Consider the following 15107-nt stretch of genomic DNA (forward strand, 5'->3'; position numbering starts at 1 on the left):
TGCCGGGACCGGAATGAGGGGTGGAGCGCGGAACCGGCGGTCGGCCTGCAGAACCGATCGCCGGTCCACGTCCACGTCCACGTCCACTTCGGACTGCGGGGCGGTGCCAGTTGCGACCGAATCCACGGACCCGGCCCTGACCACCTGCGAACCCGAACCCGGCCACGGATGACCAGGGCCATCCCCAACCCAACCCCTCCCCGAACCACCGCGCGGCTTCAGGTCGCTGGCAGCAGGGTGTGCAAGGTCGCTCTGGGCGCCGCCGTGCCCCGCCTGCTGCCCGCGTCCAGTTCGGTCAGCAGGGCTTGCGCCGTGCACAGGCCCGCGTGGACCACCGCCGCCAGCAGGTGGTGCAGGCGCAGCGGGTGCGGCTCGCGGCGGGCCGCGTCCAGGACCGCCCTCGCCGGTGGGGCCAGGGACAGGCCGTGCCCGCGCACCGGCTGCGGTAAGCGGGTGGTGCGCTCCAGGAACACGTAGTCGTAGCCGGTCAGGCGGCGGGACTCCGGTTGCAGGACGTGCACGCGCCCGCTGTCCGGCAGACCCCGCACGCCCTGCGCGCGCAGCGCCGCCACGCCCGTGATCACCGAACCCGGCCCCGCGTACGCCTGGGCCGCGCGCAGCCGTTGCAGGAAGGTCGGCGGATCGGCGCTCAGCAGCACCACGCCGGGCAGCACGCGCTGCCACCGGCCACCCGGCCTGCACCGGGCCTCGATCACGTGGCTCGGCACCCCGGACGCCCGCAGGTCCACCGTTCGGATCACGTCTTCGCTGGTCATGACTTGATCCTGCGGGACGGGAGGAGCGGGGGCCAGGAGGAGGACCGGGGGCTGTGGACAAGTGGTCGGGCTGTGGAGAACCGGTTGGCCGACCGTGCGGGAGGTGCTAGGTCAGTCCGCGAAGCCGGGCTGCCAGCGCGCGACGATCGCCCGCGCGGGCACCTCGGCGTCCAGCTGGCACAGGATGCCCGTCGCGCCCAGCGTCACCCGGTGGATCAGCAGGTACTGCGGCGGCAGGTTCAGCGAGCGGCCCGTCTGCGAGTCCGGGTTGCGCAGGTCCGCCACCCGCTCCGCCTGACCGCGCAGCCACGTGCGGGTGAAGTGGAAGACCTCCTCGCGCAGCGGCTCCACGAACGGCCCCAGGAACGCCTGGATCTCCTCACCGGGCAGCGTCGTCCCCGGCCGCACGAAGTGCTCGCGGCGCAGCACCCCCAGCAGGTCCTCCGGCCGGTTCTCCAGCGCCAACCTGGTCAGCTCGCCGAGCGTGCGCGGCAACCCCTCGGGCAGCCTGGCCACGGCGCCGAAGTCCAGCACCCGCAACCGGCCGTCCGCGCCCAGCATGAAGTTGCCGGGGTGCGGGTCGGCGTGCAGCAGGCCGGAGCGGCTCGGCGCGGAGAAGTGGAACCGGGACAGCAGCGTGCCCGCCAGGTCGCGCTCCTCGCGCTCGCCCTCCAGGATGATCCGCGCCAGCGGCTTGCCCTCGGTCCACTCGCTGACCATCACCTTCGGCGAGCTGGCCACCACCTTGGGCACCAGCACCTCGTCGTCGCCGTCGAACGCCTTGGCGAACGCGCGCTGGTTGTCGGCCTCGGTGCGGTAGTCCAGCTCCTCGACCATGCGGTCGTGCAGCTCCTCCAGCAGCGGCTTGACCTCCGCGCCGGGGATGATCGCCTGCATGAGCCTGCTGAAGCGCATCAGCTGGCGCAGGTCCGCGCGCAGCGCCTCGTCGGCGCCGGGGTACTGGACCTTCACGGCCACCTCGCGGCCGTCGTGCCACACCGCGCGGTGCACCTGGCCGATGCTGGCCGACGCCGTGGGGGAGTCGTCGAACTCCGCGAACCGCTTCCCCCAGGACGCGCCGAGCTGCTCGGCGAGCACCCGGTGCACGGTGCGCTCAGGCATCGGCGGCGCTGCGGACTGGAGCTTCGTCAGCGCCTCGCGGTACGGGGCGGCCAGCTCGTCGGGCACGGCGGCCTCGAACACGCTCAGCGCCTGGCCGAACTTCATCGCCCCGCCCTTGAGCTGCCCCAGCACGGCGAACAGCTGCTCGGCGGTCTTCGCGGACACCTCGGCGTTGACGTCCTCGGAACTGCGGCCCGCGAGCCGCTTCCCCCAGCCACCCACCACGCGGCCCGCCACCCCGATCGGGAGGCTGGCCAGCTTGGCGGTGCGTTGCACGGCCTTGCGCGGGATCTCGCTCACCGGGTGACTCTCTCCCTGGCCGGTCTGCGGTGCGCCGTGTTGCGCGCCCAACCCAAAACCTACACAGGGGGCGTGTGAGGCACCGGGAAAGTCGGCGGACGCGCACCGCCAGATAGGGGGTGGGGGAGAGGAAAGCGCAGGTGGGGGCGGGGTGCGCGCAGGGTGGTGCGCGAGATCGGGCGAATGCGGCGGAACGCGCGAACCCGGCGGTGGCGGGGGGCTGCCGGGGACCTTCGGGCGAGTGGCGAGCGGTGGGGGACGAGGCGGTGCGCGGGGACCGACGAGCGTCCCGGCGCGGACCAGGGCCCGCCGACCCGCGCGTGCCACCGCCCCCGCAGGCCGCCACCGGCGTCCCCGCCGACCGCCACTGCCTCACCCACCCGGACCGCTCCGCGCGAAGCCGCCCCAGGTGGACTCCAGCCCCCTCACCCGGACTCCCCACCTCCCCCGCGCGCACCGCCCGACCCGCAGCGGTGAACGGTCCCGGCCAGGCGGAATGATCTTCGTTCGCTTCCCCCGGACGGGCGCGTCCCTCCGGGGCGCGGGCCCGCGCGAAACACCACCTCACGGACCACGCGCGCTCCGGACGGACGCGCCCCGGCGGGTGTCACTCGGGCCCCCCGAACGGCCCGCGCCCGTCCGGGGTCCTGGTGTGGCAATAGCAGCGCGGATGCGGTGGGGCGGGCACCCGCGTCAGCACGCCCCCGTACGCGTCGACCTCCAGCACGTGGTCCCACGTCGGCGGACGGCCCGAGGCCTGCTCCTCCCCGTCCAGCGCGAGCAGCGCCTGCGCCGCCGCCACGCCCGCCGTCGCCCCCGTCGTGGCCAGGTCGGCCAGCTGCGGCCGGTCCACCAGCTGCGCCAGCAGGTCCGGCCAGTCCCCGTCCTCCTCGGCCTTGCGCAGGTCCCCGCACCGCACGCAGCTCGACCGGCCGGGCACCACCAGCGGCCCCACCAGCCCCACCCCCTCGCGGGCCCGCGCCACCAGGTGCGGCGTGCCCTCCAGCAGCAGCGCGTGCAGCACCTCCGGCGGCGGCACCAGCGCGTCGGCCAGCACCACCAGATCGGGCTGCCCGGTCACCACCCCGCCCCGCACCGAGGGCTCCGCCCGCCGCACCGCCTCCCACGCCGCCTCGCCGCGCGGCCTGCCCACGTCCGCCGCCCGGTACCCGCCGCCGCCGACGTCCCCCGCCGCCACGACGCCCCGCGCCACCACCTGCACCCGGCCCACCCCGGCCGAGGCCAGCAGCGCGGCGATCGCCACCGCCAGCCGCCCGTCGCCCCTGACCACCACCGCCAGCCCCGCGCGGGCCTCCACCAGCCCGGCCGCCGGGCGACGCCCCCGCAGCGCCCACGTGGTCGCCTCCGGGACCAGCCGCTCGTGCCGGTGCGGCACGGCCTCCTCCACCAGCCCCCGCCCGGCCAGCGCGCCCAGCACCTCCAGCAGGTCGTCCCGCTCCCCGCCCACCCGCTCGCCCAGCTCGGCCGAGGTGCGCTCGCCCCGCAGGTCGAGCAGCACCTCGAACAACCCCCGCCCGACCTCCCCCAGCACCACCCCGTGCCTGGGGTCGGTGCCGATCTGGAGCACGTCGGCGGTGCGGCGCAGCACGGGCAGTCCGGGGAGCACGCGAGGGCGGTGCGGAACGGTCATGCCACGAGCCTGCCCGGCCCGCTGACCTGCGCAAAAACCTCTGTCCACAGGTCCTTCGGCCATCCACAGGCCACGATCGGGCGACTTGACGCCGAACCGGGAGCCGGGCTCGGCCGAAAGCCGAACCGGGTGGGAAGCGGCCCGTCGAGCGGCCGGGTGGCCGGGACCGGCCCGCCCCGGCCACCCGGCGGTCAGACCTGGGCCTTGCCGAGGATCCTGGTCACCGTGGTGCCGCACACCGGGCACTTGCCCTTGGCCATCCGGCGGTTGTTGCTCTCGCTGACCTCACCCGTGAAGTCGCGCTTCTCCCGGCACTTGACGCAGTAGCCGTTGTAGCTCTCGGCCACGGCTTCCTCCCTTGCTTCGAGAGTGCGGGCGATCTGCGCCACACTCGGGGGTGGGTGGCACGCTACCTGCGACTCCCCTCGTCCGCGCACGTCAAGACCCGCGTGTCCAGCCGCCTTTTGGGGTAATTCGATCAGCCGCCCCCGGACGCACCGCCGCTTGGCCGCCGCGAATTGTCGGTCCGTGGGCTTACCGTGAACGCCATGCCCGAACCGCAGGTGGAGGTGCGGCGCAGCGCCCGGCGCCGCCGAATGGTGAGCGCGTACCGCGAGGGGGACACGGTCGTCGTCCTGCTGCCCGCACGCATGAGCAAGACCGAGGAGAAGCACTGGGTGGCGGAGATGCTCAGCCGCCTCCAGCGCAGCGAGACCAAGCGCCGGTCACCCACGCGGGTGTCCGACGCGGCACTGGCGAGCCGCTGCGCCGAGCTCGCGGGCCGCTACCTGGACGGCCTGGAACCGACGAGCGTGCGCTGGGTCCCGCCCATGCGCACGCGCTGGGCGTCGTGCACCCCCAGCGAGGGCACGATCCGCATCAGCGAACGCCTGCGCGACGTGCCCCCGTGGGTGCTCGACTACGTCCTGGTGCACGAGCTCGCCCACCTGCACGTGCCGGGGCACGGGAAGGACTTCTGGGAGCTGGTGCACCGGTACCCGAGGTCGGAGCGGGCGATGGGCTACCTGGAAGGCCTGTCCGCCGCCGCCGGCCTCGGCATCACCGAGGAGGACTGACCCCTACTCGCCGCGCCCGCCCGAACCCGAGGCGCCGTCCTCGGGCTCGGAGGGCCCGGTGCCCTTCCCGCCCGAGTCCTCCGCACCGGAGTCCTTCGCGTCGGAACCGGCGCCCGGCTCGCGCATCGCGCGCTCCAGCTCCTCCATCGGGTTCTCCAGCGCCGCCCGCGTCCTCCCGAACCGCTCCGCGAACTCCATCGGGTCGTCCAGGTCGGCGGCCGTCGGCACCAGGTCCGGGTGCTCCCACAGCGAGTCGCGCGCCTCCAGCCCGTGCTGGTCGCCCACGAGCTTCCACAGCGCCGCCGCCGAGCGCAGCCTCCGGGGCCGCAGCTCCAACCCCACCAGGGTCGCGAACGTCTGCTCCGCCGGACCACCGGACGCGCGCCGCCGCCGCAGCGTCTCGCGCAGCGCCTCCGCGCCGGGCAGCCGCTCGCCAACGGCCTCGGCGACCACCACGTCCACCCAGCCCTCGACCAGCGCGAGCAGCGTCTCCAGGCGCGCCAGCGCGGCCTTCTGCTCCTCGGTGGTCTGCGGCTCCAGCATCCCGGACTTCATCGCCTCCTCGAAGCTCGCCGGGTTGGCCGGGTCGACCTGGCCCGCCAGCTGCTCCAGGGCCGAGGTGTCGACGGTGATGCCCTTGGCGAACTCCTCCACCGTGTCCAGCAGCCGCTGCCGCAGCCACGGCACGTGGCTGAACAACCGCTGGTGCGCCGCCTCGCGGGTCGCCAGGAAGACCAGCACCTCGCTGGAGGGCCGCTCCAGGCCCTCGGTGAACTTCTCGATGTTCGCGGGCAGCAGCGCCGCCGTCCCCTCGGGACCCAGCGGCAGCCCCACCTCGGACGAGGTCAGCACCTCGGAGCCCAGCTGGGCCAGCGCGCCGCCCAGCTGCGAGCCGAACGCCATCCCGCCCATCTGCCCGAGCATGGACAGCAGCGGCCCCGCGGCCTGCTTCGCCTCCTCGGGCATCGCCTCGACCCACGCGCCGGACACGCGCTGCGCCACCGGGTCGCACAACCGCTGCCACGTCGGCAGGGTGCGCTCGACCCACTCGCGCGCGGTCCAGCTCTGCACCACGCGGCTCGCCGAGGGCAGCGCCGTCGCCGGGTCCAGCCACATCTCGGCCAGGTGCACCGCGTCGGACACGGCGCTGCCCTGGTCGGGCCCGAACCCGACCGAACCGCCCTTGCCCGCGAGCTGCTGGAAGGCGATCTGCTTGGCCAGGTCGTAGTTCACCGGCCCGGACGTGCTGCTCGCGTTGCTGAACATCGCGCCGAGCTGGCTGAGCATCGCGCCGAGCTGGTTGAAGTCGAAGGGGTTGCCCGCGCCCCCCTGGTCCTCGGGTTTGCGGCCTCGGTCATCCGGGTCCTGCGGGCTGAACCCGAAGGGCAGGTCACTCATACCACCACGGTACGCGGGCCCGGCGTGCCGCGCGGTGCCGGTTCGCGGAGGGCGAGCGCGGTGCCCGTACGCTGGGGCGGTGAGCGAGCGCAGCGACACCGGACACGACAGCGCGCCCGAGGAGACCCTCCAAGCCGACCGCCCGCCGGTCGAGGAGGCCCCACCGCCGCCACCGCCGCCGCCCGTGCCCGGCGCCCCGCTGCCCCCGCGCAGGACCGGTCTGACCAGGCGCACGTGGACGCTCGTGATCAGCCTCGTGCTGGTGCTCGTGCTCGGCCTGCTCGGCGGGTTCGCCCGCGTCCCCTACGTCGCGCTCGGCCCCGGCCCCACCTACGACACGCTCGGCGAGGCGGGCGGCCACCAGGTCGTGTCCGTCGACGGCCAGGAGACCTTCCCGACCGGCGGCACGCTCACCATGACCACGGTCTCGCTCACCGACGACGTGTCCCTGTTCGGCGCGCTCGGCCTCTGGCTCAGCGGCCGGTACGCGCTCGCCCCGCGCGAGGAGTTCTTCCGCCCCGGCGAGTCCGAGCAGCAGGTCCGCGACGAGAACACCCGCGCGTTCAAGGACTCGCAGAGCAGCGCCGAGGTCGCCGCGCTGAGCTACCTCGGCTACCCCAAGAAGGTCCTCGTCGCCGAGCTCACCAAGGGCACCCCGGCCGACGCCGCCCTCCAGCCCGACGACCAGCTCGTCGAGGTCAACGGCAGGCAGATCACCGCGGCCGACCAGGTGCGGCCCGCGCTGGAGTCCACCAAGCCCGGCGACCAGGTCGACCTCGTCTTCCTGCGCGACGGCGAGCGCAAGACCGCGCGCGTCACCCTCGCCCAGGCGGGCGACCGCGAGACCGGCTTCCTCGGCATGGTCCCGGCCGACCGCGCCGACGTGCCGTTCGACATCACGATCAGCCTGTCCGACGTCGGCGGCCCCTCCGCGGGCCTGATGTTCGCGCTGTCCATCGTGGACAAGCTGACCCCCGGCGAGCTCAACGGCGGCAAGCACGTCGCGGGCACCGGCGAGATCACCCAGACCGGCGAGGTCGGCCGCATCGGCGGCATCCCGTTCAAGATGGTCGCCGCGCGCGAGGGCGGCGCCGAGGCGTTCCTCGTGCCCGACGGCAACTGCGAGGAGGCCAGGCAGAACGCCCCCGACGGGCTCCGGCTGATCAGGGTCAAGACCCTGCAGGACGCCGTGACGTCGCTGGAGGCGCTGGCCAAGGGCGAGGACGCGCCCGGCTGCTGACCCCGAGCACGCCGAAGGCCCCCGGTCGGTCCGACCGGGGGCCTTCGGGCGTCACGGGCAGGTCAGGGGCGCAGCGTCTCCAGCAGCGCGCTGGTCAGGTTCGGGGCCAGCTCGGGGTGCTCCACGACCTCCTCGGGCACCTCGGTCGTCCCGCGCAGCCGCAGCACGCACGCCGCCGAGCCGTCCCGCAGCACCGCGGCGACCAGGCGGGCCTCCCGCCGGTCCGGGTGCGCGGCGGCGAACTGCTTCGCGGCCTCGTCGTCCAGCTGGCCGGAGGACAGCTCCTCCTCGGCGGCGGGCGGCAGCACCACGATCTCCTGGGCGATCGCGCACCCGGACACCACGTCCGGCCACTCGATCCCGGCCAGCGCCCGGTCGAGCTCCGAGTCGGGCAGCGAGTCCTGGGCGATCGGGGTCAGCGGCGAGGCCTCCGGGTCCAGCTGCCCGGCGAGCTCCGGCTGCTGCGCGAGCAGCGCGGCCGTACTGACCAGGGCGAACAGCTGCACCGGCTGGTTCCAGCCCCCGGTGGAGACGAACTCCTCCACCTCACGGGCTACTGCGGGCAGGACCACGGGCGGGGTTTCACTGGCAGGCACGCGGGCCATGGTCGCATCCGCCCAATCGGTCGACCGAACGGGGAACCCCGCGCCACCTCCGTAGAGTTGGACAGAACGTACGCAACGCCACAACCCGCGATACCCAGGAGTGTGCCACGTGGCCACACGGCCCCCGGTCGGACTGCCCAGGCTGTCCCGTCGCAGCCGGATCCTCCTCATCATCGGCGCGGTGGTCCTGGTCGGTCTGATCACCGGCTCAAGGCTGCTGGGCACCTACGTCGAATGGCTCTGGTTCGGCGAAGTCGGCTTCCGCAACGTCTTCACGACCGTCCTGCTGACCCAGTTCGGCCTCTTCGCGGGCGTCGGGCTGCTGGTCGGCGGACTGCTCGCGGTCAGCCTGATCGTCGCCTACCGGACCCGCCCCGTCTTCGTCCCCGTCGCAGGCCCCGACGACCCCGTCGCCCGCTACCGGTCGGTGGTGTCCAGGCGGCTGCGCCTGTTCGCCATCGCCATCCCGGTCGTCGTCGGCGTGGTCGCGGGAACCTCGGCGCAGGCGTACTGGCAGGAGTTCCAGCTCTTCCTGAACGCCACGCCGTTCGGGTCCACCGACGCCGAGTTCGGCCTCGACATCGGCTTCTACGCCTTCAAGCTCCCCTTCTACACGTGGCTGCTGTCCTGGCTGTTCATCGCCACGGCGATCGCGTTCGCGGGCGCGGTGGTGGCGCACTACCTGTTCGGCGGCATCCGGCTCGCCGGTCGCGGCGGCCAGCTCTCCGCCGCGGCCAGGGTCCACCTCGCCGTCGTCGCGGGCGTCTTCGTGCTGCTGAAGGCGGTGGCGTACTTCCTCGACCGGTACCAGCTGCTGTTCTCGGACCGGAACGACAAGTTCGACGGCGCCACCTACACCGACCTCAACGCGGTGCTGCCCGCCAAGCTGATCCTGCTGTTCATCGCGGTCTTCTGCGCCGTGGCGTTCTTCGCGGGCGCGGTCATGCGCAACCTCCAGCTCCCGGCCATCGCGACCGTGCTGCTGGTGCTGTCCAGCGTCCTCGTCGGCGCGGCCTGGCCCGCCGTGCTGGAGCAGTTCTCGGTGCGCCCCAACGCCATCGAGAAGGAGGCCGAGTCGATCAGCCGCAACATCGCGGCCACCAAGGAGGCCTTCGGGCTCACCGACGACAAGGTCGAGACCAAGCCGTACGAGGGCAAGCAGAACGTCTCCCTGGAGGAGCTGAGGGCCGACCAGGCCACCCTCGGCAACATCCGCCTGCTGGACCCGGCGGTCATCTCCAAGACCTTCACCCAGTTCCAGCAGCTGCGACCGTTCTACGCGTTCCCGGAGAAGCTCGACGTCGACCGGTACAAGGTCGAGGACGAGATCCAGGACTACATCGTCGCGGTCCGCGAGCTGAACACCAGCGGCATCCCGCAGGGCCAGCGCGACTGGATCAACCAGCACCTCATCTACACCCACGGCAACGGCATGGTCTTCGCCGAGGCCAGCGTGGTGAACTCGCCCGCCGACGAGAACGGCAACGGCGGCAACGGCGGCTACCCGGTGTTCGAGGTCGCCGAGGTCAACCAGCAGGGCGAGGTCACCCCCAGCAAGTTCGGGGTCGAGCAGCCGCGCACCTACTACGGCGAGCTGGGCACCAGCACCGACTACGCGATCGTCGGCGGCCGGGGCGCGGGCGCGCCGAGCGAGTACGACACCGACGGCACCCAGTACAACTACACCGGCCAGGGCGGTGTGCGGATCGGCGGCATCTTCAACAAGCTGGCCTTCGCCGCCTACTACGGCGAGCGGAACATCCTGTTCAACTCGGCGGTCGGCGAGGACTCGCGGATCATCTTCAACCGGAACCCGCGCGACCGCGTCGAGGACGTGGCGCCGTGGCTGACCGTCGACAGCGACCCGTACCCCGCGGTCGTCGACGGCAAGATCACCTGGATCGTGGACGGGTACACCACGCTCGACAACTACCCGTACGCGCGCAAGACCGCGCTGGGCGACGCCACCAACGACTCGCTGCCCGGCGTGGCGCAGCAGCCGAACCGCGAGATCAGCTACATCCGCAACTCGGTCAAGGCCACCGTCGACGCCTACGACGGCACGGTGACCCTGTACGAGATGGACGAGAGCGACCCGGTCCTGAAGACCTGGATGGGCGTCTTCCCCGGCTCGGTCAAGGCCAAGAGCGAGATGTCCCAGTCGCTGCTGGAGCACCTGCGCTACCCCGAGGACCTGTTCAAGGTCCAGCGGGACACGCTGACCCGGTACCACGTGTCCGAGCCGCGCGACTTCTACTCGGGCGTCTCGTTCTGGGGCGTGCCGTCCGACCCGACGGTCGACAACGCCATCACGGTCGACCAGCAGCAGAGCAGCAACCAGCAGGCGCGCGACCAGCAGCCGCCGTTCTACGTGGTGGCGGGTGATCCCACCGGCGACCCGAACAAGGTGAGCTTCCAGCTGACCAGCTCGCTGGTGCGGCAGAACCGCGAGTTCATGGCCTCGTACGTGACGGTCCGGTCCGACCCGGACAACTACGGGAAGATGAGCGTGCTGACGCTCAACAACGAGGCGAAGGGCCCGCAGCAGATCCAGACCCAGTTCCTCACCTCGGCCACGGTCAGCTCCGAGCTGAACCTGCTGACCCAGCAGAAGACGAAGGTGGTCTACGGCAACCTGCTGACCCTGCCGGTCGGCGGCGGCCTGCTGTACGTGGAGCCGGTCTACATCGAGCGGGCCAGCCAGAACACCCAGTACCCGCAGCTGTCCAAGGTGCTGGTGAGCTTCGGCGACAAGGTGGGCTACGCGTCCACCCTCAAGGAGGCGCTGGAGCAGGTGCTGTCCGGCGCGTCCCAGCAGGTCCCCGACCTGCCCGGCACGAACAACGGCCAGTCGCCGTCGACCTCGAACCCGCCGTCGACGCCGAACGCCGACGGCGGCAACCAGACGTACACGCCGGAGATGCAGCAGGCGGCCAGGGACATCCGCAGCGCCCTCGACCAGCTCAAGTCGGCCCAGGCGAGCGGTGACTTCGCCGCGCAGGGCAACGCGCTCAAGGCGCTGGACGAGGCGAGCCGGAAGTTCGACGAGGCGAGCAAGGCGGCCCCGTCCACCCCGTCGTCCTCGGTGACCTCGTCGCCGACGCCGACGAACTGATCCGGTCGGACCGCGCCTGAAAAGGCGCTGACCAGCGAAATCGGGTGTCCCCGCCACGGCGGGGGCACCCGATTTGCATTTCCCGTCCGCTTCCGCGTAGAGTTCACCTTACCGACGCGGGGTGGAGCAGCTCGGTAGCTCGCTGGGCTCATAACCCAGAGGTCGCAGGTTCAAATCCTGTCCCCGCTACAAAGAGGAAAAACCTCTCACCGGATCTCCGGTGGGAGGTTTTTTCGTTTTCCGGTCGGGCGTCACGCGAAAATCCCATTGCTGTGGTTCGCGTCACAAAGATCCCCGGCAGGGTGCTGGAGCCCCGAATTTCCGCTCCGTGAAACAGGGGGTGAACAGGGGTTTTCCCGATTTCCCCCGGCGGGTGGCGAGGCGATTTGGCTTCTTCCCCGCTCCTGTGTAAAGTAGCTATCACAACAGCAGCGCGGGGTGGAGCAGCTCGGTAGCTCGCTGGGCTCATAACCCAGAGGTCGCAGGTTCAAATCCTGTCCCCGCTACTGAATGAAGAAGACCCGGTGCGCCTCGGCGCACCGGGTCTTCTTGTCGTTCCCGCGCTCCCTCGGGGCTCAGGACATGTTCTCCGCCCAGTACTGGGCGCAGGTCAGGGAGCAGACCCGGCCCTCGCCGCTGACGGTGCGGTGCCTGCGGATCTGCTTCCCGCACACCATGCACTCGTCCTTGGCCCCCTGATCGGGTCCGGTGCCGCTGGCCCACGCACGGGCATTGCGGACGACCTTGGTGCTCGTTCCAGCCCACTTGAAGCCCACAGCTGTCAACCTCCTCGTGCCGAACGGCCTCCGCCCGACCACGGGCGCACCTGCGGTAATGGTCCCACCGGAGGCCGGGTCCGCCAGTGTGCGGAGCGGGGATCACCGGGTTGTGCTAACGGCGGTCGGGCGACCCCGGTCGCACCGATGCAGCCGGTGAGTGGGCCGGGTCGGGACACTGCCGTTCGGGTGATCACCGGGGCCGGTCGCGAACGATCTTGAGTATTCCTCGTGATGGTGATTGCGTTGCGCCCCAAAGGTTTCCACTCCACCTGGGAAATCTCGATCAAGCGGCCGAAAGGGTGGACCGCTCCCGGTCGATGGTCACTCTGCGGAGCTTCCCCTTGCTCCGCATGGACCAACGCCGCTAGCCCGTGATCAGCCACAGTGGACAGAACGGCTGACCATTGTGGACACCTGCCCGTGGTCGTGGCACGGTTGACGTTGTGTCGGACCTCAACGCGACGGCAGCGGCCCTCCTCGGTCTGCTGCACGACGGACCCAAGACCGGCGGCCAGCTCGTTGCGGAAGCGGGAGAGCGCTTCGGCGCGTTCTTCAGCGTCACCCGCAGCCAGGTGTACCGCGAGCTCCCCGCGCTGGCGGAGGCGGGCCTGCTGCGCCTCGGCAAGCAGGGCCCCCGCTCCAGCCAGCAGTACGTGCTCACCGCGGCGGGCAAGAAGGCCTTCAAGAACTGGCTGCTCACCGAACCCGGCCCCGACCACCTGCGCAGCCCCCTGATCCTGCGCATGGTGCACGCGGGGTCGCTGACGCCCAAGCAGCGCCAGGGCCTCGTGGACACCGCCCGCGCGACCTACGGCGCCGACCAGGAGGCCGCCAGGACCGCCGTGAAGACCGCGGAGGACGCCTACTCCAAGGCCGTCGCCGAGTTCGCGCTCGCGCACGCCAAGGCCGTCCTCAAGCTCCTCGACGCCATTCCCACCGGATGAGGCCGTCTCCACCGGCCCCGCGCGCGCAATCCGGTCGCGCTGCGCGACCGGTGCCGGCGTAACCTTCTGCCGTGAACTTGGACGTCGAGGCAGACATCAAGGACCTCTCCGCCACGCTCGCCAGCATCGAGGCGGTGATGGACCTCGACGCTCTGCGGGCCCAGGTCGCGGAGCTGGAGGAGCAGGCGGCCCGACCCGACCTGTGGGACGACCAGGAGAAGGCGCAGCGCGTCACCAGCCAGCTGTCCCACAAGCAGGGCGAGCTGCGCCGGGTGACCGCGCTGCGCAACCGGCTGGACGACCTCGGCGTGCTCTACGAGCTGGCCGAGGACGAGGGCGACGAGGGCAGCGCCGCCGAGGCGGACGCCGAGCGGGCCAAGCTCCGCGAGGAGATCTCCTCGCTGGAGGTCCGGACCCTGCTCTCCGGCGAGTACGACGCCCGTGACGCGCTGGTCACGGTGCGCGCCGAGGCCGGTGGCGTGGACGCGGCGGACTTCGCCGAGATGCTGCTGCGCATGTACTCGCGCTGGGCCGAGCGGCACAACTACTCCGTCGACGTCTTCGACACCTCGTACGCCGAGGAGGCGGGCATCAAGTCCGCCACCTTCCGCGTCACCGCGCCCTACGCCTACGGCACCCTCAGCGTCGAGCAGGGCACGCACCGGCTGGTGCGCATCTCGCCGTTCGACAACCAGGGCCGCCGCCAGACCTCGTTCGCGGGCGTCGAGGTCGTGCCGGTGGTCGAGCAGACCGACCACGTCGACATCGACGAGAAGGACCTGCGCGTCGACGTCTACCGCTCCTCCGGCCCCGGCGGCCAGGGCGTCAACACCACCGACTCGGCCGTGCGCCTGACGCACATCCCGACCGGGATCGTGGTGTCCTGCCAGAACGAGCGCTCGCAGCTGCAGAACAAGGCGACCGCGATGGCCGTCCTGCAGGCGAAGCTGCTGGAGCGGCAGCGCCAGGAGGAGCAGGCCAAGATGGACGCCCTCAAGGACAGCGGTTCCAGCTGGGGCAACCAGATGCGCTCCTACGTGCTGCACCCGTACCAGATGGTCAAGGACCTGCGCACCGAGCACGAGGTCGGCAACCCGTCCGCCGTGCTCGACGGCGAGATCGACGACTTCCTGGAGGCGGGCATCCGCTGGCGCAAGCAGCGGCAGAGCGCCTGATCGCAGCGACCCCGCGACGGCGGGCGGGCCCCGCGCCCGCCCGCCGTCGTCGTGTCCGGGGCCACGTCCGCCGCCACGGCCACCGCCACGTCCGGGTCATGATCGGGTAACGGCGCCGGTCGCGATCACCCAGCGTGCCACCGCTGATCACCGGCGGGATCACCCTCCGTACAGGGGTGGGCCGATACGTGACCGTTACCTGTGCCGCTTGTAGACTCCCCCCGTGATTCGCCTCGAACACGTGTCCAAGGTCTACAAGACCTCAACGCGCCCCGCGCTCGACAACGTTTCAGTCGAGGTGGACAAAGGTGAGTTCGTCTTTCTCATCGGGGCTTCCGGGTCCGGCAAATCGACTTTCCTGCGCTTGCTGCTGCGGGAAGAGGTGCCGAGCAAGGGGCGCGTCTACGTCTCCAACTTCGACGTGGCCAAGATGGCAAGGCGCCGGGTCCCGCGCCTGCGCCAGTCCATCGGCTGCGTCTTCCAGGACTTCCGGCTGCTGACCAACAAGACCGTGGCGGAGAACGTCGCGTTCGCGCTGGAGGTCATCGGGAAGCCGAGGAACACCATCGTCAAGGTCGTCCCCGAGGTCCTGCAGCTGGTGGGCCTGGACGGCAAGGCCGACCGGATGCCGCACGAGCTGTCCGGTGGCGAGCAGCAGCGCGTGGCCATCGCGCGCGCGTTCGTCAACCGGCCGCTGATGCTGCTGGCCGACGAGCCGACGGGAAACCTGGACCCCGACACCAGCCACGACATCATGCTGCTGCTGGAGCGCATCAACCGCACCGGGACGACGGTGCTGATGGCCACCCACGACCACTCGATCGTCGACTCGATGCGCCGCCGCGTGGTCGAACTGGACCACGGCCACATCGTCCGCGACGACAAGCGGGGCGTCTACGGCGTGGGCCGCTGACCTCCACCCAACC

13 protein-coding genes and 2 tRNA genes are annotated in these 15107 nt (G+C 71.7%); 8 read left to right on the forward strand and 7 right to left on the reverse strand.

Annotated elements, in window-relative coordinates:
• Window positions 1-218: 218 nt before the first annotated feature.
• From LV78_RS03395 to LV78_RS03410, 4 genes are all read right to left on the reverse strand, one after another.
• Window positions 219-776: a hypothetical protein gene (locus LV78_RS03395; RefSeq protein ID WP_253843271.1), complete on the reverse strand. Its 558-nt coding sequence runs from the start codon at window positions 774-776 to the stop codon at window positions 219-221.
• 111 nt (window positions 777-887) lie between these two features.
• Window positions 888-2198, reverse strand: a complete 1311-nt coding sequence (locus tag LV78_RS03400) for an ABC1 kinase family protein (protein WP_253843272.1) — start codon at window positions 2196-2198, stop codon at window positions 888-890.
• Window positions 2199-2805: 607 nt separating this feature from the next.
• Window positions 2806-3849: a TOMM precursor leader peptide-binding protein gene (locus LV78_RS40540; protein WP_301305822.1), complete on the reverse strand. Its 1044-nt coding sequence runs from the start codon at window positions 3847-3849 to the stop codon at window positions 2806-2808.
• A gap of 191 nt (window positions 3850-4040) precedes the next feature.
• The gene (locus LV78_RS03410; protein WP_012783557.1) at window positions 4041-4196 is read right to left on the reverse strand and encodes a DUF5679 domain-containing protein; all 156 of its coding nucleotides are present in this window, start codon (window positions 4194-4196) and stop codon (window positions 4041-4043) included.
• Window positions 4197-4397: 201 nt separating this feature from the next.
• Here LV78_RS03410 and LV78_RS03415 point away from each other — a divergent pair, with 201 nt between their 5' ends.
• Complete coding sequence (locus LV78_RS03415; RefSeq protein ID WP_253843273.1) at window positions 4398-4925, forward strand: M48 metallopeptidase family protein; 528 nt, start codon at window positions 4398-4400, stop codon at window positions 4923-4925.
• 3 nt (window positions 4926-4928) lie between these two features.
• On the opposite strand, the gene LV78_RS03420 is transcribed toward LV78_RS03415, so the two are convergent.
• Window positions 4929-6323, reverse strand: coding sequence for a zinc-dependent metalloprotease (locus LV78_RS03420; RefSeq protein WP_253843274.1), 1395 nt, complete (start codon window positions 6321-6323; stop codon window positions 4929-4931).
• Between the two features lie 79 nt (window positions 6324-6402).
• On the opposite strand from LV78_RS03420, the gene LV78_RS03425 reads away from it, so the two are divergent.
• The gene (locus tag LV78_RS03425; RefSeq protein WP_253843275.1) at window positions 6403-7563 is read left to right on the forward strand and encodes a YlbL family protein; all 1161 of its coding nucleotides are present in this window, start codon (window positions 6403-6405) and stop codon (window positions 7561-7563) included.
• Window positions 7564-7625: 62 nt separating this feature from the next.
• On the opposite strand, the gene LV78_RS03430 is transcribed toward LV78_RS03425, so the two are convergent.
• Window positions 7626-8168: a PPA1309 family protein gene (locus LV78_RS03430; RefSeq protein ID WP_253843276.1), complete on the reverse strand. Its 543-nt coding sequence runs from the start codon at window positions 8166-8168 to the stop codon at window positions 7626-7628.
• A gap of 109 nt (window positions 8169-8277) precedes the next feature.
• Between LV78_RS03430 and LV78_RS03435 the strand changes: the two genes are divergently transcribed.
• The 3 genes from LV78_RS03435 (at window position 8278) to LV78_RS03445 (ending at window position 11789) form a co-directional block, all read left to right on the forward strand.
• Entirely contained in the window at window positions 8278-11283 is a 3006-nt protein-coding gene (locus LV78_RS03435; RefSeq protein WP_308208671.1) for a UPF0182 family protein, read from the forward strand.
• A gap of 115 nt (window positions 11284-11398) precedes the next feature.
• A tRNA-Met gene (locus LV78_RS03440) sits at window positions 11399-11472 on the forward strand.
• 243 nt (window positions 11473-11715) lie between these two features.
• A tRNA-Met gene (locus tag LV78_RS03445) sits at window positions 11716-11789 on the forward strand.
• 69 nt (window positions 11790-11858) lie between these two features.
• Here the strand turns inward: LV78_RS03445 and LV78_RS03450 are convergent.
• Window positions 11859-12059 (reverse strand): hypothetical protein, encoded by a 201-nt coding sequence (locus tag LV78_RS03450; protein WP_012783563.1) that lies wholly within the window; start codon window positions 12057-12059, stop codon window positions 11859-11861.
• Between the two features lie 446 nt (window positions 12060-12505).
• Here LV78_RS03450 and LV78_RS03455 point away from each other — a divergent pair, with 446 nt between their 5' ends.
• The 3 genes from LV78_RS03455 (at window position 12506) to ftsE (ending at window position 15094) form a co-directional block, all read left to right on the forward strand.
• Window positions 12506-13006, forward strand: a complete 501-nt coding sequence (locus LV78_RS03455) for a PadR family transcriptional regulator (RefSeq protein WP_253843277.1) — start codon at window positions 12506-12508, stop codon at window positions 13004-13006.
• Between the two features lie 71 nt (window positions 13007-13077).
• A complete protein-coding gene (prfB, locus tag LV78_RS03460; protein WP_253843278.1) occupies window positions 13078-14181 on the forward strand; it encodes a peptide chain release factor 2 in 1104 nt (367 codons plus the stop codon).
• Between the two features lie 223 nt (window positions 14182-14404).
• A complete protein-coding gene (gene ftsE, locus LV78_RS03465; RefSeq protein ID WP_012783566.1) occupies window positions 14405-15094 on the forward strand; it encodes a cell division ATP-binding protein FtsE in 690 nt (229 codons plus the stop codon).
• The last annotated feature ends 13 nt before the right edge of the window (window positions 15095-15107 follow it).

It is taken from the genome of Actinosynnema pretiosum (assembly GCF_024171695.1).
Taxonomy (GTDB): domain Bacteria; phylum Actinomycetota; class Actinomycetes; order Mycobacteriales; family Pseudonocardiaceae; genus Actinosynnema; species Actinosynnema pretiosum.

Coding starts and splice junctions, on each gene's coding strand:
- LV78_RS03415 (WP_253843273.1), top strand. CDS start 4,398: ATGCCCGAACCGCAGGTGGAGGTGCGGCGCAGCGCCCGGCGCCGCCGA.
- LV78_RS03395 (WP_253843271.1), bottom strand. CDS start 776: ATGACCAGCGAAGACGTGATCCGAACGGTGGACCTGCGGGCGTCCGGG.
- LV78_RS03430 (WP_253843276.1), bottom strand. CDS start 8,168: ATGGCCCGCGTGCCTGCCAGTGAAACCCCGCCCGTGGTCCTGCCCGCA.
- LV78_RS03420 (WP_253843274.1), bottom strand. CDS start 6,323: ATGAGTGACCTGCCCTTCGGGTTCAGCCCGCAGGACCCGGATGACCGA.
- LV78_RS40540 (WP_301305822.1), bottom strand. CDS start 3,849: ATGACCGTTCCGCACCGCCCTCGCGTGCTCCCCGGACTGCCCGTGCTG.